The following is a 23,516-nucleotide window of genomic DNA, read 5'->3' on the forward strand; positions in this document are numbered from 1 at the left end:
TCTCCGTCGAAAACCAACAGAAATTATACGACGAACCTCTGATTCAGGACACTAGCGGGAGATGCCGGTATCGGGAGCGGGCGACCCGGAAAAGCCGGATCGGATCGAACCGATGAACGCCCCGGAGAGGTCGGGGACCCAAGGCTCCCCGCCACGCCCTTCAGACCGGGACACCGCCCGGCGTCCCGGGCATCACCGCCCGGCGTTCACCCACCCCACCATGTCGGCGAGCACGGTGCCCAGTGCCTGATCGAGCGCGCGGGCGCCGGTCGCGGCATCGACCTTCGTGACCGGCACCCGCGCGGTGAAGATCCGAGCCGCGGCGACCTTTCCGGTCCCTTCCGCGATCAGCTTGGCGGAGAGGTCGACCACCGCCTCGCCGGAGCCGGCCGCGATGTCGAAGGCGCGGATCTCGGAGATGAGCTGGTAGTCGGAAACGATCTTGTCGCCGGGGCGGGAGACCGAGCGCAGGCGCCCGGCATTCTCCAGGCTCTGGATCATCCGGGTCTGGATCAGCCGCGGCAGCCGGTCGGCCCACTGCCCGCCGCCGAGGAACGACAGGCCGCCGCCGGGCTCGCGCACGATGATGCGGTCGGCCTCGAACGGCTGGATGCCGATGGGCTCGGTGACCACGATCGCGCGGGCCGTCGTCGCGGTGCGGCCGGCGGCCGGCAGCGCCATCAAGTCGAAGGTCAGCGGCGCAGCGCCCCCGCATCCACCGACGGCGGGCGCGAGCAGGATGACCGCGAGCGAGAAGCGGAGGAAGGGACGGTTCATACGCAAGGTCCGAGCGTCCCCGGCCGCGTGGGCGCAGACGGATGAAACTGTGTGGTGCAAACGACGAGACCGCATGAAGGATGCCGTGCGCCGGGACGCATCGACCCGACGAGCGACAGCTTCAGCGGCCACCGTTGTATTCCGGCAACGACGGCTTGCCGCCGAAGATCACCTGCGAGGGGTCGCGCTCCAGGTTCCGCACCGTCCGGTTGAGGGTGCCGAGCGTCCGCTGTCCGTCCGTCGACAACGCCTCGACCTCGCGCCGGCCGCTCCCGCTCAGGCGGTTGAAGCTCGTGGCGATGCCGGCTGTGCGCTTGTCGAGGTTCTCCGACATGGTGCGGAAGGCCTTGCCGGCATCACGCACCGACATCGCCGCCTCCTTGATCTCGCCGAAGGCGCTGGTCCCGGCCTCGCCGGAGGCCGAGCCGAGGAAGCCCTGGGCGCCCTTCAGGACCGCGTCGATGCGGTCGGCCGAGGCGTTGAGCTTGGCCGCCAGCGTGCGGGCGTCGTGCAGGCCGGCCTCGATGTCGGGGCTCGCGGTCGCGAGCGCGCCGGAGAAGCGGTCGGCGTTGTCGATCACGCGGTTGAGCTTGGCCCCGTCCACCGCCTTCACGAGGCTCGACACGGCGGGGCCCGCCTCGGCCAGCGTCCTGGAGAAGCTCTCGACGTTGGCGAGCGTGCGGTTGATCGCGCCCTCGTTGCCGGCCACGACCTTGTCGAGGCGCTGGAGCACGTCGTCGGCCCGCTGCGCGATCTGGCGCGCGGCGGCCATCATGTCCTGGATGTCGGACGCGTCGGCGAAGATCGTCGGCATCGCGCCGTCGGAGCCGGGCGCCAGCGCCGGCGCATCGGCGTTGCCGCCGCTCAGCGCGATCACCGAGACGCCGGTGAGCATCGCCGAATCGAGGCGGGCGCGGGTGTCGGCGCGCAGCGGCGTCGTCGGCGCGACCTTGATCTCGGCGATGACGCGCCGCGGGTCCTGCGGCAGCAGGTGGACGTCGGTGACCTCGCCGACCTTGATGCCGTTGAACGTGACGCTCGATCCGCGCGACAGGCCGCCGACGCTGCCCGAGAACACGATGCGCACGCCCTGGCTGACCTGCCGCGACGACCCGCCGGACAGCCACAGCACGAAGCCGAAGCCGACCAGGATCACCCCGAGGGTGAAGGCGCCGATGAGGGCGAAGTTCGCGCGGGTCTCCATGCGGTTCAGGCTTTCCGCCAAGCTGGCGCGTTCGCGCGGTGCGCGGCCGCACGCGTCCGGTCACGCATGGGCGAGCCCTCCCACCCGTGCGGGCCCGGCCGGGACGATCGCGCGGGCGCGCTTGCCGTGGAAGTACGCGCGCAACCACGGATGGTCGTGGGCCAGCATCTCGTCGATGGTGCCGGCGGCGATGATCTGGCCGTCGCCGAGCGCCGCGATGCGGTCGCAGGCGGTGTAGAGGCTGTCGAGGTCGTGCGTCACCATGAAGACGGTGAGCCCCAACGTCTGCTTCAGGGTCGCCACCAGCTCGTCGAACGCGCCGGCGCCGATCGGGTCGAGGCCGGAGGTCGGCTCGTCGAGGAACAGGATCTCGGGGTCGAGCGCCAGCGAGCGCGCGAGCGCGGCGCGCTTGATCATCCCGCCCGACAACTCCGAGGGCAGCTTGTCGGCGGCATCCGGCTTCAGGCCGACCATCTCGATCTTCAGGCGCGCGAACTCGTCGAGCAGGCGCTCGGACAGGTTCAGGTGCTCGCGCATCGGCATCTGGATGTTCTGCTTCACGCTCAGCGCCGAGAACAGCGCGCCTTGCTGGAACAGCACGCCCCAACGCTGCTCGACCCGGCGGCGCTCGGCGATGGTGAGACCGTCCATGTCCTGGCCGAACACCGCGATGGTGCCGGACCGCTTCGCGACGAGGCCGAGGATCGTGCGGGTGAGCACCGACTTCCCCTGGCCGGACGGGCCGACGAACCCGAGGATCTCGCCGCGGCGGATGTCGAGGTCGAGGCCCTTCAGCACCGTGCGGTCGCCGAACCCCACGACGAGGTCGCGCACGCGGATGATCGCCTCGGGGCCGGTCGGTTCGGGCATGGGATGGGTGTCGCGCACGGGGGCGTCAGAAATCGATGGCTGCGAAGAACACCGCGAACAAGCCATCGAGGACGATCACCATGAAGATGGACTTGACGACTGAGGCGGTGACGTGGCGCCCGAGCGATTCCGCCGAGCCCTCCACGGCGAACCCCTCGATCGTCGCGATGATGCCGATGATCAGCGCCATGAACGGCGCCTTGATCAGCCCGACGAGGACGTGGTGGACGCCGACCGCCGTCTGGAGGCGAGCGAGGAACTGCTCCGGGGTGAGACCGCCATAGGCCATCGCGGTGAGGCCGCCGCCCGAGAGCGCCGCGAGCGCGGCGATCAGCGTCAGCATCGGCAGGCCGACCACCAGGGCGAGGATGCGCGGCACGATCAGGATCTCGATCGGGTCGAGGCCCATGACGCGCAGCGCATCGACCTCCTCGCGCATCCGCATCGAGCCGATCTCGGCGGTGAACGCCGAGCCAGAGCGGCCGGCCACCATGATCGAGGTGAGCAGCACGCCGAGTTCGCGCAGGATCAGGAGGCCGATCAGGTTGACGACGAAGGCCGCCGCCCCGAATCGCTGAAGCTGGAAAATGCCCTGCTGCGCGACGATGCCGCCGACGAGGAACGAGATCAGGACGATGATCGGCACGCCGCGCAAGGCCACCTGCTCGATCTGGTTGACGAAGGCCCGGCCGCGGAAGGTCGAGGGCCGCGCGGCGACCCGCAGGCAGGCGGCGATGACCTCGCCGAGGAAGGCCAGCCCGGTGACGAGGTCGTGCCCGCCGCCCACCACCCGGCGGCCGAGGCCGTCGAGCATCGCGAAGACGCGGGTTTCGCGCCGTGCCGCCACGGGCTCGGGCTCGCGCAGGGTCATCTCGCCGAGCAGGATGCGGTGCTCGGCGCGCGCGCCGGCATAGCTGAGCCCGCCGCCCGCTGCCTCGATCTCGGCGCGGGTCCGCTCCAGCACCCAGGCGCCCAGCGTGTCGAGGCGCGCGAGTCCGGCGAGATCGACGACGACCGGCCGCACGGCGGCCTCCGCCGCGATGCGCGCGGCCGCGGCTTCCACGGCGGTGCCCTGGTCGGCGGTCCAGCGGCCGTCGAGCGCGACGCGGCCGTCGCCCGGCGCGATGGTCGCGCCGGCGGGCTGCCGCTCGCTCGGATGTGTCGCCGTGACGCCCTCGGCCCGCACGAAGCCCGTCTCCCTCATCGTCGCCGGCCCCGCATCGCCGCCGGTCTGCCCTGCGGATATGTCCAGATTAGGGTTGACGGTCCGTATCGTGCCGCGGCGGACCCTCGGCCTCCGTGGTGTCGGTGCCGCAAGCAAGGGTCTGCCGCGCGTCCCTCGCGCGTGCCGCCGCCGTCAGGCCGAGGCCGGCGAGCGCCAGCGGCGCCATCAGCAGGAAGGCGAGCGGCCCACCAGTGCGGTAGGCGAACCCGCTGAGAAGCGTCGCGCCGGCCGCCGCCGTGGCGTTGGCCGCGCTGAGCGTCCCCTGCGCCCGGCCGCGGGCGCCGTCGGGCGCGAAGGCCGACAGCGCGGCCATCGCGCCGAGCTGCGTTGCGCCGAAGCTCAGCCCGTGCAGGGCCTGGAGCCCGACCAGGGTCGGCAGGCTGTCGCCGAGGCCGTACATGCCGAGCGCGCGCACGAGCGCCGCCCCGCCGCCGAGCGCGAGATACCGGAACGGCGTCCGCCAGGCCGCCGGCAGGCGCGCCGCGAGCGCGAACAGCACGATCTCGGCGACGACCCCCACGCCCCAGAGCGCGCCGACCGTCGCGGTGGAAAACCCGTGCGCCGTCCAGTGGATGCTGCCGAAGGCGTAGATCGCCGCGTGGCTCGCCTGGATCGCGGCGGCGGCGGCGATGCACAGGACCAGCCGCATCGCCAGCTTCGGGCGCGGGCCGCCGGCATGCTCGGGCGCGATCGCCGCGACCGAGCGGCTCGTGAACGCGACGCCGCTCGCGATCAGCGCGAGGCCGGTCAGCAGCACCGGCACCGCCAGGCTCTCGCCCAGCGCCGTCAGGAGCGCGCCGCCCGCGAGGTTGGCGGCGAGGAACGCCACCGAGCCGGACATCCGGATTCGGGCGTAGTCGAGTTGCCGCCGCCGGCGCACGGCCGCCAGCGTCAGGTAGTCGATGCTCGGCACCAGGGGCGCGCCGGCCGCCGCGTTCAGGAGGACGAGCACCGCCAGCGCCGGCCAGCCGATCCCGGCACCCGCCGGCATCAGCGCGTAGGTCGCCGCCAGCGCGAGGCTTCCCGCGAGCAGCAGCGCGCGGGCGCCGACGCCCCGGTCGATCAGGCTCATCAGCGGCGCGGTGGCCACGATCCGGGTCGCGATCGGCAGCGCCAGCAGCAGCCCGATCACCGAGGCGTCGAGGCCGAGCGCGGCGAGCCAGACCGGCATGAACGGCATCGCGATGCCGATCTCGACGAACACCACCGCGTAGAGCAGCGACAGGCGGAAGCGGCTGGGCTCGGGGAGTGGGGCGGCGGGCAAGAGGACGACCGAAGGGATGGGCAAGAGGGGGCGGGCAAAGGGGCGATCGACGCGGGCGGCCGGGCGCGCACCGTAAAGCGGGCGTTAAACCGCGCCTGTCAAATTGCGCCCTCGTTGATCGTGCGCAGGGTCCGGGCTTCCCGTCCGTGCGAGGCCGCCACCCTCAAGGACGCCTGCCATGTCCGGTTCCCGCTCGCTGGCGGCCTTCGCGCCGACCGAGTACGAGGCCATCGAAACGACCATGAGCGGCAGCGCCCGCGGGCGCTGGTTCCTCGCCGAGCACGCCCGCCGCACCCGCGGCGCCGACGCCGACGTGCTGCTCGGTGCGATGGCGCGGCTGGAGCGCGCGGTCATCGAAGGGCACGGCCCGGAGGGTGTCGGGTACTTCCGCGGCGACTTCAAGGACATGGCGACCGCGATCAGCCGGACCAAGGCGGAGATCGCGGCGATCACCGACATCGACCATGACCAGACCCGCCTCAGCATCGCCTCGGAGGCGCTCGACGCCATCGTCCGGGCGACCGAGGGGGCCACCACGGACATCCTCGCCGCCGCCGAGCAGATGCAGGAGAGCGCCTGGACCCTGCGCGAGCGCGGCGTCGACGCAGACCTGTGCGACACGCTCGACCGGCATGCGACCCAGATCTACACGGCCTGCTCGTTCCAGGACCTCACCGCCCAGCGTACCGGCCGGATCGTGCATACGCTGCGCTATCTTGAGGAACGCCTGTTCGCGATGATGGCGATCTGGGGCGACGCCGACATGCGCGTCCCCCCGGCGCCCGGCCGCTCCGCCGGGGAAGCGCAGCCCGACGACCTCTGCCAGAGCGACGTCGACCGCTACATCGACATGGCCGCGCCCGAGGTCGTCTCCGCGACGAGCGCCGCGCTCCGCGCGATCGAGCCCGGCGCGGTTCCGCTGCACGACGACATCGTCTTCCTGCCGGCGATCGAGGAACCCGAGCCGCCCGTTTCCAGCATCGCGCCGGAATGGGCCGACGCCTTCGAGGCGGAGGTGTCCCGCGAAGGGGATGCCGCCTTCGACACGCCGACGCCGCAGGTCGCGCTTCCGGTCGCCCGGCCCGGAGCCGAGCCGCTGCCGATGGAGAAGGCTTGGAGCGTCGCGGAGATCGATGCCCTCAGCGTCGAAGCGAAGCTCGCCTTGTTCTGCTGACCGGCTGGCTCCGGACGCGACGGGCGGGGGCGGGGGCCGCGCGTTCGCCGCAATCCTCCCGCGTTACGGGATCTGCACATCGCTCCCTCGCGCGGAAGACCGACGACCTCGTGGCCCTGCACCTGCTCAAGCTCTGCGTCGGCCCGGCCTCGATCGAGGAACTCGCGGCGCGCCAAGCCCGGCTCCGGGACGAGGCGTTGCGCCAGGGCCTCGACCCCGCCCCGTCCCACACCACGCGGATGATGCCGAAGCGCCGCCGCGAGATCTCCGGGCGCGGCTCGATCTACTGGGTGATCAAGGGCACGCTGTCCTGCCGGCAGACGATTGCCGCGATCGGCCCTGTCACCGGCCAGGACGGCATCATTCGCTGCCGCCTCGTCCTCGACCCGGCGATCGTCGCCGTCGCGCCGCGCCCGTGCCGGCCGTTCCAGGGCTGGCGCTACCTGACGCAGCGCGACGCCCCGCGCGACCTGGACCACGACGCCGCGGGCGACCTCGCCGCGATGCCCGAGGCGCTCCGCCGCGAACTTGTGGGGCTCGGCCTTCTCTAACGCTGCCGCCCGGAGCGCATCCGGGTTAGCGGGGGGTCCCGTTCGGCCCTCGCGGCTCAGGCGCCGTCGAAGCGGCCGCTCGCGTGGGCGAGCATGGTGTAGACCTTGCCGGTCTCGGAGGTGAGGTAGGCGTCGGCGCGGGTCGCGTCGCGGTCGTTCCGGGCCACGTCGCCGAGCAGCCGCTCGAACTCGCCGACGTAGCGGTCGACGGTGCGGCGGAACTCGGCGTCGGCGCGGTAGCGGCGCTGGATCTCGGCGAAGGCCAGCTTGCCCTGCGCCGTGTAGATCCGCGGATCGAACAGGTCCGGCTCGCCGCGGCGGTAGCGGTCCCACAGATCGACGGCCGTGCGGTGGTCGATCATCCGCGCGATGTCGGTCGAGATGGTCTCCAGCGCGATCCGGCCGGTCTCGACGGCGGCCTTCGACGGCGCGGGTGCCGGGCTCGGCACGGGCGCGGCCTCGTCCTCCTCATCGAGGGAGGCGCGGGTGAGCAGATCCGACAGCCAGCCGCGCTTGTCGCCGGAGCCCGGTGGCGTGGACGGCCGAGCGGGCGTCGCGGGACGTGGGACCGGAGCCTCGGCACGGGCCGTCGCCGCCGGCCGTGCGGCCGAGGTCGGCGCCGGGGGCGTCATCGCAGCGGGCGCGGGCGTCGGAGCCGGCGCCGCGCGTGCGGCCGAAGCGTCGCGTCCCCCCGCTTCCGCCGTGCGGCGCTGCCCGGCCGCCTGCGGCTGCACCACGTCGACTGCGCGGTTCGAGCGGGTGACCAGGGCGGAGAGTTCGTTCAGCGCCGTGATCTGCTCCGAGACGACGCGGCGCATCTCTCCCGTGGCGTCCCGGGTCTCCTGCGGGATTTCCAGCACGCCGCGGGCGAGGTCGGCGCGGGTGGCGTCGAGCTCGGTCTGGATCGCGCCGGCCATCGCACGCATGCCGGCGACCGACTCGCCGAAGCGCGCCTGCGCCTCTTCGAACACCGTGCGCATCTCGGCGGAGGCGGCGGCGATGGTCGCGCGCACGGCTTCCGTGGTCTTCTCGCCCTCGGCGCCGGCACCTTTGCGCAGGCCCTCGAAGGCGTCGGCGACCCGGGTGCCGGCGCTCTCCGCCGACCGCGTCAGGTCCTGGCCGATGCTGCGGGCGCGTTCCTCCGCGCCGCGCAACGCGCGCTCGATGGCCTCCGCGAAGGCCGCCGTCCGGCTTTCCAGGGCGGCGGAGCGTTCCTCGACGCCGGCCAGGGCCGCCTCGACCGCGCCCTCGCGGCCCGACAGGCTCGCGGCCAGCCGGCCCTCGATGCCCGCCAGCGAGTCCGCGGCCCGGTCGAGCTCGGCGACGTGGGTGCGGGACTGCTCGGCAAGCGCCCGGCCACGTCCGTCGAGGGCCTCGGCGAGCCCGGTGGCCTCGCGCACGGCGCCTTCGGCGACGGCCCGCAGCGCCGCGACCTCGGCCGAGACGCCCGCGCTCGCGGTCCCGGTCTGCGTCGCGATCTCTTGAAGCGCCGCCCGGATCTGGTCGACGCGGCCCGCCAAGCCCTCCTCGATCGCACCGAGATCGGTGCCCGCGCCCGCCACGAGGTCCTTCAGGGCCGCGTTCGCGCCGTCGATGCGGCCGAGCACGCCCGTGAGGTCGCGACGCAGGCGGTCGTTGGTCTCGGACAGGCCGGCGATGGAGCGGGCCGCGCCGTCCTCGACCGCCGCGCGCAGCGCCTCCGCCGATTCGCGGGCCTGGACCGCCAGCGCCGCGGTGCGCTCGCGCAGCGCATCGACCAGGGGCTCGCCGGCCTCGGCGAGTGCCCGCTCGATCGCCTGGCCGCGCTCGCCCAACGCGTCGGCGAGCTGGAGCGCCGGCCCGTCGATGACGGCGCGGAGGCGCTCGACATGGCCCTCCATCGCATCCGCGACCACGCGGCCGCTGCCGTCGACGCGCGCGACGAGGACGCCCCCACGCTCCTCGATGGCGCGCACGATCGCCTCGGCGCTCTCGGCGAGCCGCCGGGCCAGCGCCTCGCCGCGGGAGTCGACCAGGGTTCCGAGCGCGCTCGCCCGCCGCTCGAAGCCCGTGGACATCGCCTCGGACCGCTCGTCGAGGAGGGCGGCGAGCGCGGCGTTGCGCTCGTCGAGGACCGCGCCGAGCGCCGCGGTGTGGGCGTCGGCGAGCGCGGCATGGCTGCGGGCGCGCTCATCCAGCGCCGACACGAGGGAGGCCATGCGTTCGTCGACCAGGCCGGCGAAGGCGTCGTGGCGGTCGTCGAAGGCGGTGGCCAGCGCGTCGCCACGCATCGCGACCAGGGTGGCGAAGGTCTTCATCCGGCTGTCGATGCGCTGGGTGAACGCCTCGCTGCGCCCGTCGACGCTCTGCGTCAGCGCCGTGCCCTGCGCCTCGACGGTCCGCGCGAACGCTTCGGTCCTGTCCTGCACGAGGTGCGCGAGTTCGGCCATCCGGCCGTCGAACGCCTCGGTGAGCGCGCGGGTGCGGGCCTCGACGTCGCCGGTGAGCGCCGTGGTCCGGCCTTCGAGCAGGCCCGCGATGGTGCCGCCGGCCGTCTCGAACACGCCGCGCAGGGTCCGCGTGCGGGTATCGACCGTCTCCGCGAGCTGCCGCCCGCCCGTCTCGACAAGGTCGCCGAGGGCGGCCTGCGCGTCCGCGAAGGCGGTGCGCAACGCGTCCGTGCGGTCGTCCAGCGCCTCGGTCAGTCGGCGTTCGCGGGCCTCGACCAGCGTCGCGAGCGCCGCCGGCGCCTCGTCGAACACCGCGCGGAGCGCGCGGACGCGGGCATCCACGGTCTCGGCGAGATGGTCGCCGCGGCCCTGCACGACGGCATCGAGCGCGGCATGCGCCTGCTCGAACAGGGCGCGCAGCATCTGGGTGCGGGCCTCGACGGTCTTGGCGAACTGCGCGCCGCGGCCATCGATCAGGGTCTCCAGCGCCTGCAGCCGCTCGTCGAACAGGCCACTGAGCGAGCGGGTGCGGTCGTCGAGCGCACCGGTGGCGTCGCCGAGCGTCGTCGCGATGGTCTCGACCAGTTCGCGGCCGCGGCTGTCGAGCGCCTCGTGGAGCGGGCCCATGCGCCCGTCGAGGCTCGACGACAGGGTGGTGGCGTGCTCGTCCAGCAGCACGCGGATCTGGCTGGTGCGGTCGTCGAGCAGGTCGTGGACGGTGCGCACGCCCTCGTCGAGCAGGCCGCTGATGTCGGAGGTGCGCGACGCGAGCGTCTGCTCGAGGCGGCCCTCGCCGTCGCCGAGCATGCGCTCGGCATCGGCGATGGTCTGCTGGAGCTTGGCCAGAACGCTCTCGCCGCGCCGGTCGATCACTTCGCCGAGCGAGGTGCCGCCGCGGTCGAACAGGCGGGCGAGTTCGGTGATGCGGCCGCCGATCGCGCCGAACACCATGCGGCCCTTCTCGTCGAGTTCCGTCGACATCGCGGCGGTGCGCTCGTCGATGAGGTGGCCGAGCAGGTCCGAGCGTTCGGCGAAGGCGCGGCGCACGGCCTCGGTCTGGGCGGCGAGCGCCGCGTCGGCGCCGTTCGCGCGCTCCTCGATGAGGGCCACGAGTTCCTGGACGCGGCCGGCGAGCGCGGCGTCGATGCCGCCGGTGCGCGCCTCGATCGCGCCGGTCAGGTCGGCGACGCGCGCGGCCATCGCCGCGTCGAGGCCGCCGGTGCGGGCCTCGATGGTCTCGATCAGCTCGCGGGTGCGGCTGCCGAGCTCCGCGTCGATCGCGCGGGTGCGGGTCTCGATCAGGCGGATCGCCTCGATGGCCTGGGCGCCGAACCGCTCGTCGACCAGGCGGCTGCGCTCCTCCAGCGCGTTTCCGATCGCTTCGAGGCGGCCGAGCACGCCGGTGTCGAAGCGGCCGGCGCCCTCGTCGAGGCGGCGGGCGATCTCCGTGGTCTGCCGCTCGATGCGCGCGCCGATCTCGTCGCTGCGTGAGGCGAGGACGTCGCCGAGGGTGTCCGCGCGGGCGGCGATCTCCCGCGCCATGCCCTCGGCGCGGCTGTCGAGCGCCTGGACGAGGTCGCGTCCTCCCTCGGCCATGATCCGCGCCATCTCGCCGGTGCGGCCGATCAGGGCCTCGTTCAAGGCCGTGGCGCGGGCGCCGAGATGCCCGTCGACGTGGCTGACGAGGTTGGCGAAGGTCTCGCCGATCTCGGTCGAGCGCCGGGCCGAGCTCTCCTCCAACGCGCCGAGATGAGCCTCGACCGCCGCCTGCGCGTCGCGGGTGCGCTGCGTGATGGATTCGGCCACCGCCTGGCCCTGGACGGTGATGATCCGGTCCATCTCCGCGAGCCGGCCGCCGACGGTCTCGCCGAGCGCCGTGGTATCGCGGGAAATCCGGTCGGCGAGGATGTCGCCGCGGGCGATGATGTCCTGCAGGGCGGCCAGCCGGTTGCCAAGGGTCTCGTCGATCGCCTTGACGCGCCCGTCGGCGGTCTCGCCGAAGCTCGCACCGGTCTGGTGCAGGGCGTCGGCGACGCGCGCGCCCTGGGTCGCGACGGCCAGCACGATGTCGCGCCCGGTGCCGGCGATCCGCGCGTGGGTCTCCTCGGCGTGGCTCGCGAGCAGGTCGGCGACGCCGCGGCCGTGGTCGCCGAAGGCGGCCTCGATCTCGCGCATCCGCCCCGCGAGTTCCCCGCCGATCCGCTCGGCGGCGCGGGCGAGCGCGCCGGCATGCTCGCCGGTGCGGGCGGAGAATTCCTGGTCGAGTGCGGTCATGGCGCCGCGCAGCGCCGTGATCGCCGCCTCCGCCCGGCCGCCGAGCTGGCCGCCGGTCTCTTCGGACGCCGCGCGGATTCGGTCGAGCAGGCCGGTCATGTGCGTCTCGACGGCACCCGTCACTTCGCCCGAGGCGTCGCGCAGGGCCTCCATCGACTGGGCGATCCGGGCGGCCATCTCGGTGGTCTGCTGCACGGTCGCGCCGCGGGCGGCCGTCGCGGCGAGGCCGATCGCCTCGGCGGCCTCGGCGGTGCGGGCGGCGAGGTCGGCCGCCGTGTCGGCCAGACGACGCTCGAAGATCTGCACCGCCTCGATGGTGCGGGCCTCCAGTTCGCCGGTGGCGCCGGCGGCCGAGCGGCGCATCGCCTGCGCGGCCTCGGCGCTGCTCGCGCCGACGGAGACGGTGGTCTCCTCCGCCGATCGGCGGAAGCTGTCGACCGCCTCGCCGGTGCGGGCGGCGATCTCGGCGGCCAGGGCCTCGACGGTGCCGCGCAGCGCCCCTGCCGCACCGGCGGCGCCGGCCTCGAAGGTGGTGCCGAGGGTCGCGAAGGCGGATTCCAGGGTGGAGGCCGCCTCCTGCGATCGCTCGGCGACGAGGCTGCCGGCGCGCGCGCCGGCCGCATCGAGACGCGTCGTCAGGTCGCCGCCGTGGACGGTGATGGTCTCGTACAGGCGGCCGGCGATCGCGTCGATGCGGTCGGCGACGCCGGCTCCGCCGGCGGTCACCGTCTCGGCGATGCGCTCGGCGGTGCCGACGAGGTCGTCGCGCACGGTGCCCGCCCGGCTCGCGAAGCTCTCGATGATGCCGGCTGCGGCGAGCGCCAGCCCGGCCTGGGCGTCGCGCCCGCGCGCCTCGATCGTTTCGGCGACGCCGTTGCCGGCGGTCTCGATCTCGGTGCGGAGCGTCGCGCCGCGGCCGGCGATGTCGTCCGACAGCGCGGTGCCGGTCGCGGCGAAATGGGCGCGCAGCGCATCGCCGGTCTCGGCAAAGCGCGCGGTGATCTCGCCGCCGGTGTGGCTGAACCGCTCGGTCAACGCGTTGCCGCGGGCGAGGAAGGTGGTCTCCAGGGTGCCGGCGGAGCGTTCGAAGCTCTCGCGGACGGTGCTGCCCTGGCGGTCCAGCGCCGCGATCACCTCGGCGCCGGTCTCCGCGAGGGTGCGGGCCACCTGCCCGGCATTCTCGCCGAGCCGGTCGGTGAGCGCGCCGCCGGTGGTCTCGAACACGCGGGTCACGTCGGCGGCGCGGGTCTCGAAGGCGTGGGCGAGCGCGTCGCCGACCGCGCCGAGGCTGCCGCGCACGCCATCGCTCGTGGCGGTGAGCCGCGCGATTAGCGCGTCGCCGCGGTCCGTCATCACGCCGACGACGCGCTCGCCCGCCTCGCCGAGCGACGCGGTGATGGACTGGCCGCGCGCGTCGAGGGCGCCGGTGACGCGCTCGCCCGCGCCGGTCATCGCCGTGACGATGCGCTCGGCCGCGCCCTCCAGCTCCTGCGTCAGGCTCTGGTGCGATCCGGTGATCGCGCCGCGCACCCGCTCGGCGTTGGCGACGATGGATTCCCGCTGCGCGACCAGTTCGTCGACCAGCGAGCGGATGCGGATCTCGTTGTCGGAATAGGCCCGCTCCAGGGTGGCGATCTCGCCCCTGACCAGGGTCTCGAGTTCTCCGGCCCGCGCCAGCGCCCGCTCGACGCCGTCGCCGACCGCGGCGACCTCGCGGCGCACGGTCTGCGACATGGTGAGGACCGCGTCGGTGGAGAAGCTCTCGGGCTCGGCCAGCCGGATCGCGACCTCGCCGACGGCGCGGGCCACCAGCCGCATCTCCTGCGCGCGCACCGCCAGCATGCCGGTGATCAGGAACAGCACCACCGGCCCGGCGAGCGCGGCCGCGCCCACCGTCGCCTGGAGCGCGGTGAGGCCGGCGAGGAACCCCTTCAGGTCGCCGCCGGACTGGTTCCAGGCGAGCAGCGCCAAGCCGCCGACCCAGAGGAGTGCGGCGAGCGCCGCGAGGACGTAAGGGGTCCGCGCCGGACGGACGCGCAGGGTCTGCTGCAGGATGCCGATGTTGCGCCGGTCGTCGTTGGCCACGAGCGAGCGGTCGGGCGGCAGCAGGCCGCCCTCGCGCTGCGGGCGCTCGCGGCCGGGCGGCGGCACGTCGGAGACGAGCGGGGGGTCGAGGTCGAGGCGCGGCGGGTTCAGGCGGCCGGAGGGTTCCTGGAGCGGGTCGCCGTCGCCGACGTCGGGCAGGCGCGGCTCGGCGCGCGCGCCGGCCTCGGGCGTCGGGACGTCGAGGTTCAGCGCCTGCTCGATCGCAGAGAGCGCCGCCTCGGCCGGGTCCTTCAGCTTCTTCTCGGTGGCCATGCAACGCCTCGTTACGCCGCCTCTCAACCTCCGGTCGAAACCACGGTCGGAGGCACAACTACCCGTTTACCAAGTAAGTTTAGACCTCGCCGCGCCGCCCGGATACCCGAGCCGCGCGCCCCTGCCCAAAAACCTTAACGGAATGGTTACCAAGCCCGGCCGGACGTTCGGGACGGATCGCTATCGCATGATGGCGCAAGGATTAACCGCTGGCGATGGGCTCGCCGACGCCCTGTGGACAGCCCGGAGCCGCCGGAGGGAGGATGCCTCATGGAGACCATCGACCGCGCGCATCTCGACGCGCAGACCTTCGGGGATCGCGACCTCGCCCGTGAGCTCCTCGGCCTGTTCGCCGACCAGTGCCGCCGCATCCTGCCCCTGCTGTCCGATCCAGCCCTTTCGGCCCAGGACCGCGCCGACCTCGCCCACACCCTCAAGGGCTCCGCGGCCTCCGTCGGAGCGCGACGGGTCTGGGCGCTCTGCGGCGCGGCCGAGACGGCGCTCCGCCACGCGGACGAAGGGGACGCCGCGGTCGCCGTGCTAGGTCCGGCGGTGGCCGCGGCGCTCGCCGAGATCGCCGCATCGCCATGATCCGCCCTCGCGCGATGGGGGGCCGCCGCCCGGACCGGGCGAAGACGGGCTCGAACGCTGCGGCAAAAGCGGATCGGGACGCGGCATCCGGGAACGGCTCGCGCGCTGCCGCGTAGCCCGCAGCGCCGTGGGTAGCGTGCGCAGGCGATCCCCGGCGGCGCGTTCGCACGCTTGCAATGCGCCTCCAATGCGCCTTGCAATCCGCGTCCCGCCCCGCCAATCAGGCGCGGCGCTCGCCGGACAGACGCCCGCCCGATTGAACGAGCCCGGAGTGACGGATGCCCAAGATCACCTACGTCGACCAGGCCGGGACGGCGCGGACCGTCGAGGGCAGCGTCGGCGCCACCGTGATGGAGACGGCTTTGCGCAACAACGTGCCGGGGATCGACGCCGAATGCGGCGGCGCCTGCGCCTGCGCCACCTGCCACGTCTACGTCGCCGACGACTGGACCGCGGCGGTGGGGCCCGCCGAGGACATGGAGCAGGACATGCTCGACTTCGCCTCCGACGTGAAGGCGACCTCGCGGCTCTCCTGCCAGATCCGGATCAAGCCCGAGTTCGACGGGCTGACCGTGACGACGCCCGCCCGGCAGGGGTGAGCGTTCCGGCGCTTCAGCGCAGCAGCGCCCGCATCGCCCCGTCGAGGCCCTCCAGCGTCAGCGGGAACATCCGGCCGGAAAACAGTCGCTGCATCATCCCGATCGATTGCGTGTGGCCCCAATGGGTCGCCGGCACGGGGTTGAGCCACACCGCCTTCGGGAAGTGGCCGAGCACCCGCTGCACGGAGGCCGCACCGGGCTCCGCGTTCCAGTGCTCCACCGAGCCGCCGGGCGCGGCGATCTCGTAGGGGCTCATCGAAGCGTCGCCGACGAACACCACCCGGTAGTCCGACGGGTAGGTGCGGATCACGTCGGCGAGCGGCGTCGCCGCCTCGTGCCGGCGGCGGTTCTCGGTCCACACCGCCTCGTAGGGGCAGTTGTGGAAGTAGAAATGCGCGACGTGCTTGAACTCCGAGCGCGCGGCGGAGAACAGCTGCTCGACCCGCTCCACGTGCTCGTCCATCGAGCCGCCGACGTCGAGGAACAGCAGCACCTTCACGGCGTTGCGCCGCTCGGGCCGCAGCTTCACGTCGAGGTAGCCCTGCCGTGCGCTCGCGCGGATCGTGCCGTCGAGGTCGAGTTCGTCGGCCGCCCCCGTGCGGGCGAAGCGGCGCAGCCGCCGGAGCGCGAGGCGCATCGTCCGGGTGCCGAGCTCGGCGGTGTCGTCGAGATCCTTGAACGTCCGCTTGTCCCAGACCTTCACCGCGCGGAAGCTGCGGTTGCCGTCCTGGCCGATGCGCACCCCTTCCGGGTTGTAGCCGTAGGCGCCGAAGGGCGAGGTGCCGCCGGTGCCGATCCATTTCGAGCCGCCCTGATGGCGCTCCGTCTGCTCGGCCAGCCGCGCCTTGAGCGTCTCGAACAGCTTGTCCCAGCCGAGCGCCGTGATCTGCGCCTTCTCGGCGTCGGTGAGGTATTTCTCCGCGAGCCTGCGCAGCCATTCCTCGGGGATCGCTGCGGGCGCCACCGCCTCGCCGACCGTCTCCAGGCCCTTGAACACGGTGGCGAACACCCGGTCGAAGCGGTCGAGGTTGCCCTCGTCCTTCACCAGCGCGGTGCGGGCGAGGAAATAGAAGTCCTCGACGCGCTTGTCGGCCAGATCCCGCTCCAGGGCACCGAGGAGAACGAGGTACTCGCGCAGCGAGACGGGGATGCGGGCCTCGCGCAACGCACTGAAGAACTGAAGCAGCATGGCGCGATAACGCGCTCAGGCGGCGGGCCGGGTCAAGGACGGGATCGTTCCGGCGCCGGGCCGCCGGACGCTCCCCGGCCCCGGACGGCCGTGATTCCTGGGTACAAGCCCCGATTCCTGTTGATATCCCGTCCTGTCCGACGCGCACGGTCACATAAACAATCATGGGAGCCGAACATCTCGGATGTACCAAGTCCAGCCGGGCGTGACGCGAGTCCACATGTCCGGAGCCGGGAGGTCTGCGATGGCGGTCATCCTCCGTAACCTGTCCGCGTTCAAGCGATTTCTGGCCAAGCCGGGCGCGACGATCCAGGTGGTGCGAAACACCTTCATGGATCGCCAGCCCGAGGCGTCGCGCGCCGCCTATCGGGACAAGGGCCTGTGCCTGCCGCGCACGGTCCAGGCGCTGTCGCGCAAGGCTGCGGTCTTCGCCCTCCAGGGCCATCCGGGAACGGTCTGGCTCTACTGGGACAAGGGCTCCCGCGGCTGGCGCTTCGACGGCGACACCGTGACCGTGCCGCTCGCGATGGGCCTCGGACCGCCCGACGAGATCGTCTACCGCTGCAGCCTCGCCGAGGGCGCCGCGCCGCGGGAGCGCCGGGCGCCGGACCGGTCGCGGCGGTGGGACGCAGAGGCGGCCGCGACGCCGTCGGCGTGATCGCGGGCGCCCGCCCGGTCAGGCCCGCTCGACCACCGTCGCCGGCTCGGCCTTCACCAACGCATCCTTCCCTTGCACCTCCGCCGCCTTGCCGACCGTGCGGCGGGCGCGGAAAACCGACCGCGTGTCGGTCTCCTTGCGCCTGAGCATCGCGCGGTACTCGTCGCGGCGCGCGTGGATCGAGGCGATCACCAGGCCCATCGGCACGCCGACATCGACCAGCACGGCTTCCGAGAGCTGGAGCGAGGCCTCGATCGTCTCCGGCACGGCGTCGTCGACGCCGAGTTCGTAGAGGGCGGTGGCGTGCTTGGCGTCCCGGGCGCGCGCCACGATAGTCAGGTCCGGCCGCTCGGCGCGCGCTGCCATGACCACCGCCTCCACGGCACGCGGGTTGTCGAGGGTGACGACGAGGGCGCGGGCCGTGGCGATGTCGCAGCGGCGCAGCAGTTCGGTGTTCGCGGAATCGCCGAAATAGACCGGGTTGCCGAGCCGGCGCTGCTCGGCGACGCGGCCGGCATCCGCGTCCAGGGCAAGGTACGGGATCGCGTGGCGGGCCAGCATCTCGCCGACTTGCCGCCCGACGCGGCCGAAGCCCGCGACGATCACCCGGTCCTGGAGCTTGTCCGGCGGCGGCTCGGCCCGCACCCGGCCGAGGTGCCGCTTCGCGGCGCGACGGCCGATCCGCCGGCCGAGGGCGGCGAGCCCCGGGATCATGATCATCGTCACGGTGGTGACGATCAGGGCGGCGCCGCCGACCGCCTCCGGCACGAGGCCGGTGGCCATGGCGCCGCCGATGAGCACGAAGGCGAACTCCCCGCCCGGCCCGAGCAGCAGCGCCGTCTCCAGGGCGACGCCGCGCGACAGCTTCAGCGCGGGGGCCGCCATCACCACGATCGCCGTCTTGATGAACAGCAGCGCCAGGGACAGCCCCAGGATGGCGCCCGGCGCGGCGAGCAACTGCGCGGGATCGAGGTTCATGCCCACCGAGACGAAGAACACCCCGAGCAGCAGCCCCTTGAACGGATCGATCGTCGCCTCGATCGCCCGGCGGTACTCGGTCTCGGCGAGCAACAGGCCGGCGACGAAGGCGCCGAGCGTCATCGACAGGCCGGAGGCGGCCGCCGTCAGCGCAGTCGCGACGATGACCAGCAGGCAGGCCGCCATGAACAGCTCGGTCGACTTGGTGCGGGCGACGAGGTGGAACAGCGGCCGCAGCGCGAGGCGGCCGGCGACCACGATCAGCACCAGGGCGACCGCGGCCTGCGCCAGCGCCAGCGCCAGCGCGCCGCCGATGTCGGCCCCGCCGCTGCGGCCCGACACCGCGATCGCGAACAGGACGGGCGCGACCGCGAGATCCTGGAACAGCAGCACCGCGAAGCTCGCACGCCCCGCCGGGGTGTTGAGGCGGCGCTGCTCGGCCAGAACCGGCAGCACCACCGCTGTGGAGGAGAGCGCCAGCGCGATGCCGACGATGACGGCGCCGGCCAGCGGCACCTTCAGGCCGAACAGGATCGCGCCGAGCACCAGCGCGGAGCAGATCACCTGGATCGAGCCGAGGCCGAACACGAGGCGGCGCAGGGTGCGCAGGCGCTCCCACGACAGCTCGACCCCGATCATGAACATCAGGAAGATCACGCCGAACTCGGCCAGATGCGCGATCTCCGTGCGGTTGCCGATGGTGAACAGCGAGACCCAGTGGACTTCGTCCGCGAGGCGTCCGAGCCCGAACGGCCCGAGCAGCGCGCCGGCGCCGATGAAGCCGAGCACCGGGCTGATGCGCAGGCGGTGGAACAGCGGCACCACCACGCCTGCGGTGACGAGGAACAGGATCGCTTCCTTGTAGGAGCCGGCATGGACGTCGGGCATCGGCGGTCGGTTCGAACCTCTTCGTCGCGGCGGTCGTCGGAACGGGCGGGGGCCGGCGCGATCATGGCAGGCCGCCGGCGCGATCATGGCAGGCCGCCGCCACGATCATGGGAGGCCGCCGCCGCGCGGGCAACCGGCAATCGCCGCCGCGCGGAGATCGCGGTGCCGCGCGGCACGCGGCGCGGGGTGAGACATTTGCGCCACCCCGGCCGCGGTTCCGGTGGACGAGTGCGGCGTGGCCCAAATTCGGCACAATGCCCGCCTAGCGGCAGACGTTAACGAAGCGTTACGCTCAGCCCTTCGCCGGGTGACGTCCGAGCCTAGAGAGCCCCATGCGAAAGATGCCACCGAGCAGGGAGGTCCAGCGCGAGCGCCGCGCCTGGGCGATCGAATCCGACCGGTGGACCCAGGAGCGTCACGTCGCGAAGGGCTACCGGATCAAGTGGGGCTACGTCGCGATCGCCTACCTCGTCGAGTTCATGGTGATCGGCGCCTCGCTGTGGGGCGCATGGCTGTTCGCGGCGGTCTACAGCGACGGCGACGACCACGCGTTCTACTTCATGCTGCTGGCGCCGCTGGTCTACGCCGCTGTGGAACTGTGCCGCGTGCCGCTCGGCATCCTGGCCCGGACCCAACGCTCGTACTTCGTCCGCGCGCTCGCGGTCCTCGGCATCGTGTTCGCGGCGGGCGTGACGACGAAGTCGGTCTCGCAGCTCGGCGAGATGATGTTCCATCCTCGCCTGATGGACGCGGCGCGGAGCAAGACGGCGCTGAAGGACGCGCAGGCGGACCGCGCCAGCATCGACAACCGCATCAGTTCGGCCGATGCCCGCGTCGCGCAGTACACGACCGAGCTCGACCAGATCGAGAAGCGCGCCGCCGACAACGCGGCGCAACTCTCCGCGCTGCCGGCGCAGCGTTGCGAGAAGGTGTTCGGCACCAACAGCCGCGGCGTGCGCTACCAGAACCTGAAATGCGTCACCGACCCGCGCACCGCCACCCTGTCGGCGAGCGTCGCCAAGGCGTCGGCCGACCGCGGCGTGCTGACCAAGGACCTCGAAGAGGCGCGCAAGGCGCGGGCGCAACTCGACCGGGGCACGGCCGACCGCAAGGTCGCCGACACCGAGCAGGCGTACCGCAACGCGGTCAACCGCTCGCAGCTCCACTCCTTCACCGCGATGGTCTACGGCGTCGATCCCGTCGACGTGACCGAGCAACAGGTGCACGCATTCCTGCGCATCTTCGTGTTCGTGCCGGCGCTCTGCGCCGCCTTCGCCTCGACGATCCTCGCGCTCTGCGCGGTCTCGGTGCGCAGGACCTTCATGGATGAGGACGACCTCGGCGCCGCCGTGAACGCCGAGGCGACCCCCTACATGCTCGAATCGATCACCGAGGCGCTGAAGCAGAACCTCGACCCGATCCTGCCGCGGCCCGTCCGCGAGGCGGCGACGGGGGCGGTGATCCCGATCAACCGGCCGGCCCAGGGGATCGCGGCGGCCAACCAGCCGAACCTTCCGGCCGCCAGCGCGGGAGCGGGCGCATGAGCTACGTCGCGCAGGGCTCGCCGGAGAACATCGCGCTGGCGCAGCAGGTCAACGGGCGCCTGCGCGCGGAATCGCGGATCGTCTTCGCGCGCGCCTTCCTGTTCCGGGCGGCCGGCGCCGGGATCTTCACCGCGCTCGCCGGCATCGGCGTCGGGGCGGCGGCCTACGGCTGGGCGACGATGAACCAGTTCGATACGGCCGCCGCGAAGATCGCCGCCGCGATGCAGGCGGCGCTCTCCGACGTCACCCTGAAGACCAAGGGCGAGGTCACGCTCACCGACAACGTGCTCAAGCTCGAAGGCGGCCTGCCGAAGGCCGCGGGCACGCCGACGCCGACGAAGGCCCAGCTCGGCAGCGATGCGGCCCCCGCCTCGAAGGCTCTCGTCAACACCACCTTCACGGTGTTCAAGCAGGTGCCCTACCTCGACGGCCAGGTCGTGACCGGCTGGAACTTCAAGGACAGCGCCGACCAGCCCTACCAGCAATACTGCTACTTCTCCCGCCGCTCGGGCGAGGCCAAGGGCCAGGTCGAGATCAAGATCGACCTCGCGATGGACGGCAGGACCCTGCCGCAGCCGCAGAAGTCCGATGTGAACCTCGCGATCCTGGCCGCGAACTGCGTCTGGCACGACGGGAAGGCGCTGTAGCGACCGGAAGACCCCCGGCCGAAAACAGTTGCGCGGAAACGCTTCCCTAACCGGTTCCCGGTCAAAGTCGCATCGGCACGGACGTGTGTGCAGGCGTGACCCGAGTACCTGTCATGGATGATCTTCTGCGTGAGTTCCTGACCGAGAGCGGCGAGCACCTCGACACCGTCGACACGGAACTCGTCCGCTTCGAGCAGGAGCCGAACAACGAGACGATCCTGCGGAACATCTTCCGGCTCGTGCACACCATCAAGGGCACCTGCGGCTTCCTCGGCCTGCCGCGCCTGGAGGCGCTGGCGCATGCCGCCGAGACCCTGATGGGGCGCTTTCGCGACGGGCTCGCCGTCACGAGCCCCGCCGTCAGCCTGATCCTGGCGACGCTGGACCGCCTGAAGCTGATCCTCGCCGACCTCGAAGCCACCGGCACCGAGCCGGCGGGCGGGGATGCCGACCTGATCGAGGCGCTGGAGCGGATGTCGCTCGGCACGCCCAGTCCCGTCGCCGCGCCCGAGCCGAAGCTGCCCGACCCGGTCATGCGCGAGCTCAAGCCCGGGGAAGTCACCCTCGACGACCTGGAGGCCGCCTTCCTCTCCGCGCCCGGCCCCGAAGAGGAGCCGGCCCCGGAGCCGGTGCCCGCGCCCGTCGCCAAGGAGGTCGCCGCCAAGGAGGTCGCCAAGGAGACCGTCGCCAAGGAGATCGCCAGGGAGCCCGCCGCCAGGAACGTCGCCGAGGCGCCCGCCGAGGCGGCGGAGGCCGGCCCGGCCAAGCTGCAGACGATCCGCGTGAACGTCGACACCCTCGAACACCTGATGACGATGGTGTCCGAGCTGGTGCTGACCCGCAACCAGCTCCTCGAGATCGCCCGCAAGCACGAGGATTCGAGCTACAAGGTCCCGCTGCAGCGCCTCTCCCACGTCACCGCCGAGCTGCAGGAGGGCGTGATGAAGACGCGCATGCAGCCGATCGGCAACGCGTGGCAGAAGCTGCCGCGGGTGGTGCGCGACCTCTCGGGCGAACTCGGCAAGCAGATCGACCTGGTGATGCTCGGCGCCGAGACCGAGCTCGACCGGCAGGTCCTCGAAGTGATCAAGGACCCGCTGACCCACATGGTCCGGAACTCCGCCGACCACGGCTTGGAATCGACGAAGGAGCGGATCGCGGCGGGCAAGCCGGCGCGCGGCTCGATCCGGCTCTCGGCCTATCACGAGGGCGGCACGATCACGATCGAGATCGCCGACGACGGCAAGGGCCTGGATCTGGCCGCGATCCGGAAGAAGGCCGTCGAGCGCGGGATCGCCGCGCAGGCCGAGGTCGAGCGGATGACCGACGCGCAGGTGGCGAAGTTCATCTTCGACGCCGGCTTCTCGACGGCCGCCGCCATCACCTCGGTCTCGGGCCGCGGCGTCGGCATGGACGTGGTCAAGACCAACATCGAGACCATCGGCGGGGTGATCGACATCGCCACGCAGAAGGGGGTGGGCACCACCTTCACCATCAAGATCCCGCTGACGCTGGCGATCGTCGCGGCGCTCATCGTCCGGGCGGGGACGAGCCGTTTCGCGGTGCCGCAGCTCGCGGTGCTGGAACTGGTGCGGGTGGACGCGACCGCGCCGCAGCGCATCGAGCGCATCAACGGCGCGCCGGTGCTGCGCCTGCGCGAGCGGCTCCTGCCGATCGTAACGCTGACCGGGCTGCTCGGCCAGGGCACCGCCGACGCGACGGAGGCCGAGACCGGCTTCGTGGTCGTGGCGCAGGTCGGGCGCCAACGCTTCGGCATCCTCGTCGACGAGGTCTTCCACACGGAGGAGATCGTCGTGAAGCCGATGTCGTCCAAGCTCCGCCACATCCCGCTGTTTGCCGGCAACACGATCCTCGGCGACGGTGCCGTGGTGCTGATCGTCGATCCCAACGGCGTCGCCCGGCAGGTCAGCCAGGGCGCGCAAGGGGGCGGTCCCGTCGAGGCGGAGGCGGAAGCCGCCGACGCCGACGCCGCGAAGACCACGCTGCTGGTGTTCAAGGGCGGGGCCGGCACCTTCAAGGCGGTGCCGCTGTCGCTCGTGACGCGGCTGGAGGAGATCGACGCGAGCAAGGTCGAATGGCTCGGCGGGCGCCCGCTGATCCAGTACCGCGGCCGGCTGATGCCGCTGGTGCCGGCCGACGACGGCATCGCGATCCGGAGCGAGGGCACGCAGGCGCTCGTGGTGTTCTCCGACGGCGAGCGCGCGATGGGCCTCGTCGTCGACGAGATCGTCGACATCGTCGAGGAGCGCCTCGACATCGAGATCGCGGCCGAGCG

Annotated in this window: 16 protein-coding genes; 8 read left to right on the forward strand and 8 right to left on the reverse strand. The window is 72.7% G+C overall.

Annotated features, from left to right (window positions below; all coding sequences use genetic code 11):
* Nucleotides 1–192: 192 nt before the first annotated feature.
* From ACFE86_RS11400 to ACFE86_RS11420, 5 genes are all read right to left on the reverse strand, one after another.
* The gene (locus ACFE86_RS11400; RefSeq protein ID WP_375455450.1) at nt 193–777 is read right to left on the reverse strand and encodes an ABC-type transport auxiliary lipoprotein family protein; all 585 of its coding nucleotides are present in this window, start codon (nt 775–777) and stop codon (nt 193–195) included.
* 121 nt (nt 778–898) lie between these two features.
* Nucleotides 899–1,981 carry an MlaD family protein gene (locus ACFE86_RS11405; protein WP_375455451.1) on the reverse strand — a complete coding sequence of 361 codons (1,083 nt, stop codon included), beginning with the start codon at nt 1,979–1,981 and terminating at the stop codon, nt 899–901.
* 60 nt (nt 1,982–2,041) lie between these two features.
* Nucleotides 2,042–2,851, reverse strand: a complete 810-nt coding sequence (locus ACFE86_RS11410) for an ABC transporter ATP-binding protein (protein WP_375455452.1) — start codon at nt 2,849–2,851, stop codon at nt 2,042–2,044.
* 25 nt (nt 2,852–2,876) lie between these two features.
* Entirely contained in the window at nt 2,877–4,055 is a 1,179-nt protein-coding gene (locus ACFE86_RS11415) for an ABC transporter permease (protein ID WP_375455453.1), read from the reverse strand.
* A gap of 49 nt (nt 4,056–4,104) precedes the next feature.
* Entirely contained in the window at nt 4,105–5,340 is a 1,236-nt protein-coding gene (locus ACFE86_RS11420; RefSeq protein ID WP_375455454.1) for an MFS transporter, read from the reverse strand.
* Nucleotides 5,341–5,518: 178 nt separating this feature from the next.
* Between ACFE86_RS11420 and ACFE86_RS11425 the strand changes: the two genes are divergently transcribed.
* Together ACFE86_RS11425 and ACFE86_RS11430 are read left to right on the forward strand one after the other, a co-directional pair.
* A complete protein-coding gene (locus tag ACFE86_RS11425; protein ID WP_375455455.1) occupies nt 5,519–6,514 on the forward strand; it encodes a hypothetical protein in 996 nt (331 codons plus the stop codon).
* Between the two features lie 110 nt (nt 6,515–6,624).
* The gene (locus ACFE86_RS11430; protein WP_375455456.1) at nt 6,625–7,065 is read left to right on the forward strand and encodes a DUF1489 family protein; all 441 of its coding nucleotides are present in this window, start codon (nt 6,625–6,627) and stop codon (nt 7,063–7,065) included.
* Between the two features lie 56 nt (nt 7,066–7,121).
* On the opposite strand, the gene ACFE86_RS11435 is transcribed toward ACFE86_RS11430, so the two are convergent.
* Nucleotides 7,122–14,126 carry a hypothetical protein gene (locus ACFE86_RS11435; RefSeq protein WP_375455457.1) on the reverse strand — a complete coding sequence of 2,335 codons (7,005 nt, stop codon included), beginning with the start codon at nt 14,124–14,126 and terminating at the stop codon, nt 7,122–7,124.
* Between the two features lie 270 nt (nt 14,127–14,396).
* Here ACFE86_RS11435 and ACFE86_RS11440 point away from each other — a divergent pair, with 270 nt between their 5' ends.
* Both ACFE86_RS11440 and ACFE86_RS11445 read left to right on the forward strand, forming a co-directional pair.
* The gene (locus ACFE86_RS11440) at nt 14,397–14,717 is read left to right on the forward strand and encodes an Hpt domain-containing protein (RefSeq protein WP_375455458.1); all 321 of its coding nucleotides are present in this window, start codon (nt 14,397–14,399) and stop codon (nt 14,715–14,717) included.
* Nucleotides 14,718–14,995: 278 nt separating this feature from the next.
* Nucleotides 14,996–15,316, forward strand: a complete 321-nt coding sequence (locus tag ACFE86_RS11445) for a 2Fe-2S iron-sulfur cluster-binding protein (protein WP_375455459.1) — start codon at nt 14,996–14,998, stop codon at nt 15,314–15,316.
* Nucleotides 15,317–15,329: 13 nt separating this feature from the next.
* On the opposite strand, the gene ACFE86_RS11450 is transcribed toward ACFE86_RS11445, so the two are convergent.
* Nucleotides 15,330–16,505, reverse strand: coding sequence for a VWA domain-containing protein (locus tag ACFE86_RS11450; RefSeq protein WP_375455460.1), 1,176 nt, complete (start codon nt 16,503–16,505; stop codon nt 15,330–15,332).
* Between the two features lie 244 nt (nt 16,506–16,749).
* Between ACFE86_RS11450 and ACFE86_RS11455 the strand changes: the two genes are divergently transcribed.
* On the forward strand, nt 16,750–17,163 hold the full coding sequence (locus tag ACFE86_RS11455) for a hypothetical protein (RefSeq protein ID WP_375455461.1): 414 nt from the start codon (nt 16,750–16,752) through the stop codon (nt 17,161–17,163).
* 18 nt (nt 17,164–17,181) lie between these two features.
* Here ACFE86_RS11455 and ACFE86_RS11460 read toward each other — a convergent pair whose 3' ends face one another.
* Complete coding sequence (locus ACFE86_RS11460) at nt 17,182–19,029, reverse strand: cation:proton antiporter (RefSeq protein WP_375455462.1); 1,848 nt, start codon at nt 19,027–19,029, stop codon at nt 17,182–17,184.
* A 332-nt stretch (nt 19,030–19,361) separates the two neighbouring features.
* Between ACFE86_RS11460 and ACFE86_RS11465 the strand changes: the two genes are divergently transcribed.
* From ACFE86_RS11465 to ACFE86_RS11475, 3 genes are all read left to right on the forward strand, one after another.
* Nucleotides 19,362–20,573 carry an ATPase gene (locus ACFE86_RS11465; RefSeq protein WP_375455463.1) on the forward strand — a complete coding sequence of 404 codons (1,212 nt, stop codon included), beginning with the start codon at nt 19,362–19,364 and terminating at the stop codon, nt 20,571–20,573.
* Nucleotides 20,570–21,220, forward strand: coding sequence for a hypothetical protein (locus tag ACFE86_RS11470; protein WP_375455464.1), 651 nt, complete (start codon nt 20,570–20,572; stop codon nt 21,218–21,220). Before ACFE86_RS11465 ends, ACFE86_RS11470 begins: the two co-directional genes overlap by 4 nt.
* 113 nt (nt 21,221–21,333) lie before the next feature.
* A partial coding sequence (locus ACFE86_RS11475) for a chemotaxis protein CheA (protein WP_375455465.1) occupies nt 21,334–23,516 on the forward strand: 2,183 nt, incomplete at its 3' end.

The organism is uncultured Methylobacterium sp. (assembly GCF_964244095.1).
GTDB lineage: Bacteria > Pseudomonadota > Alphaproteobacteria > Rhizobiales > Beijerinckiaceae > Methylobacterium.

Coding starts and splice junctions, on each gene's coding strand:
- ACFE86_RS11460 (WP_375455462.1), bottom strand. CDS start 19,029: ATGCCCGACGTCCATGCCGGCTCCTACAAGGAAGCGATCCTGTTCCTC.
- ACFE86_RS11445 (WP_375455459.1), top strand. CDS start 14,996: ATGCCCAAGATCACCTACGTCGACCAGGCCGGGACGGCGCGGACCGTC.
- ACFE86_RS11440 (WP_375455458.1), top strand. CDS start 14,397: ATGGAGACCATCGACCGCGCGCATCTCGACGCGCAGACCTTCGGGGAT.
- ACFE86_RS11415 (WP_375455453.1), bottom strand. CDS start 4,055: ATGAGGGAGACGGGCTTCGTGCGGGCCGAGGGCGTCACGGCGACACAT.
- ACFE86_RS11450 (WP_375455460.1), bottom strand. CDS start 16,505: ATGCTGCTTCAGTTCTTCAGTGCGTTGCGCGAGGCCCGCATCCCCGTC.
- ACFE86_RS11465 (WP_375455463.1), top strand. CDS start 19,362: ATGCGAAAGATGCCACCGAGCAGGGAGGTCCAGCGCGAGCGCCGCGCC.
- ACFE86_RS11425 (WP_375455455.1), top strand. CDS start 5,519: ATGTCCGGTTCCCGCTCGCTGGCGGCCTTCGCGCCGACCGAGTACGAG.
- ACFE86_RS11435 (WP_375455457.1), bottom strand. CDS start 14,126: ATGGCCACCGAGAAGAAGCTGAAGGACCCGGCCGAGGCGGCGCTCTCT.
- ACFE86_RS11455 (WP_375455461.1), top strand. CDS start 16,750: ATGGCGGTCATCCTCCGTAACCTGTCCGCGTTCAAGCGATTTCTGGCC.
- ACFE86_RS11470 (WP_375455464.1), top strand. CDS start 20,570: ATGAGCTACGTCGCGCAGGGCTCGCCGGAGAACATCGCGCTGGCGCAG.
- ACFE86_RS11400 (WP_375455450.1), bottom strand. CDS start 777: ATGAACCGTCCCTTCCTCCGCTTCTCGCTCGCGGTCATCCTGCTCGCG.
- ACFE86_RS11410 (WP_375455452.1), bottom strand. CDS start 2,851: ATGCCCGAACCGACCGGCCCCGAGGCGATCATCCGCGTGCGCGACCTC.
- ACFE86_RS11405 (WP_375455451.1), bottom strand. CDS start 1,981: ATGGAGACCCGCGCGAACTTCGCCCTCATCGGCGCCTTCACCCTCGGG.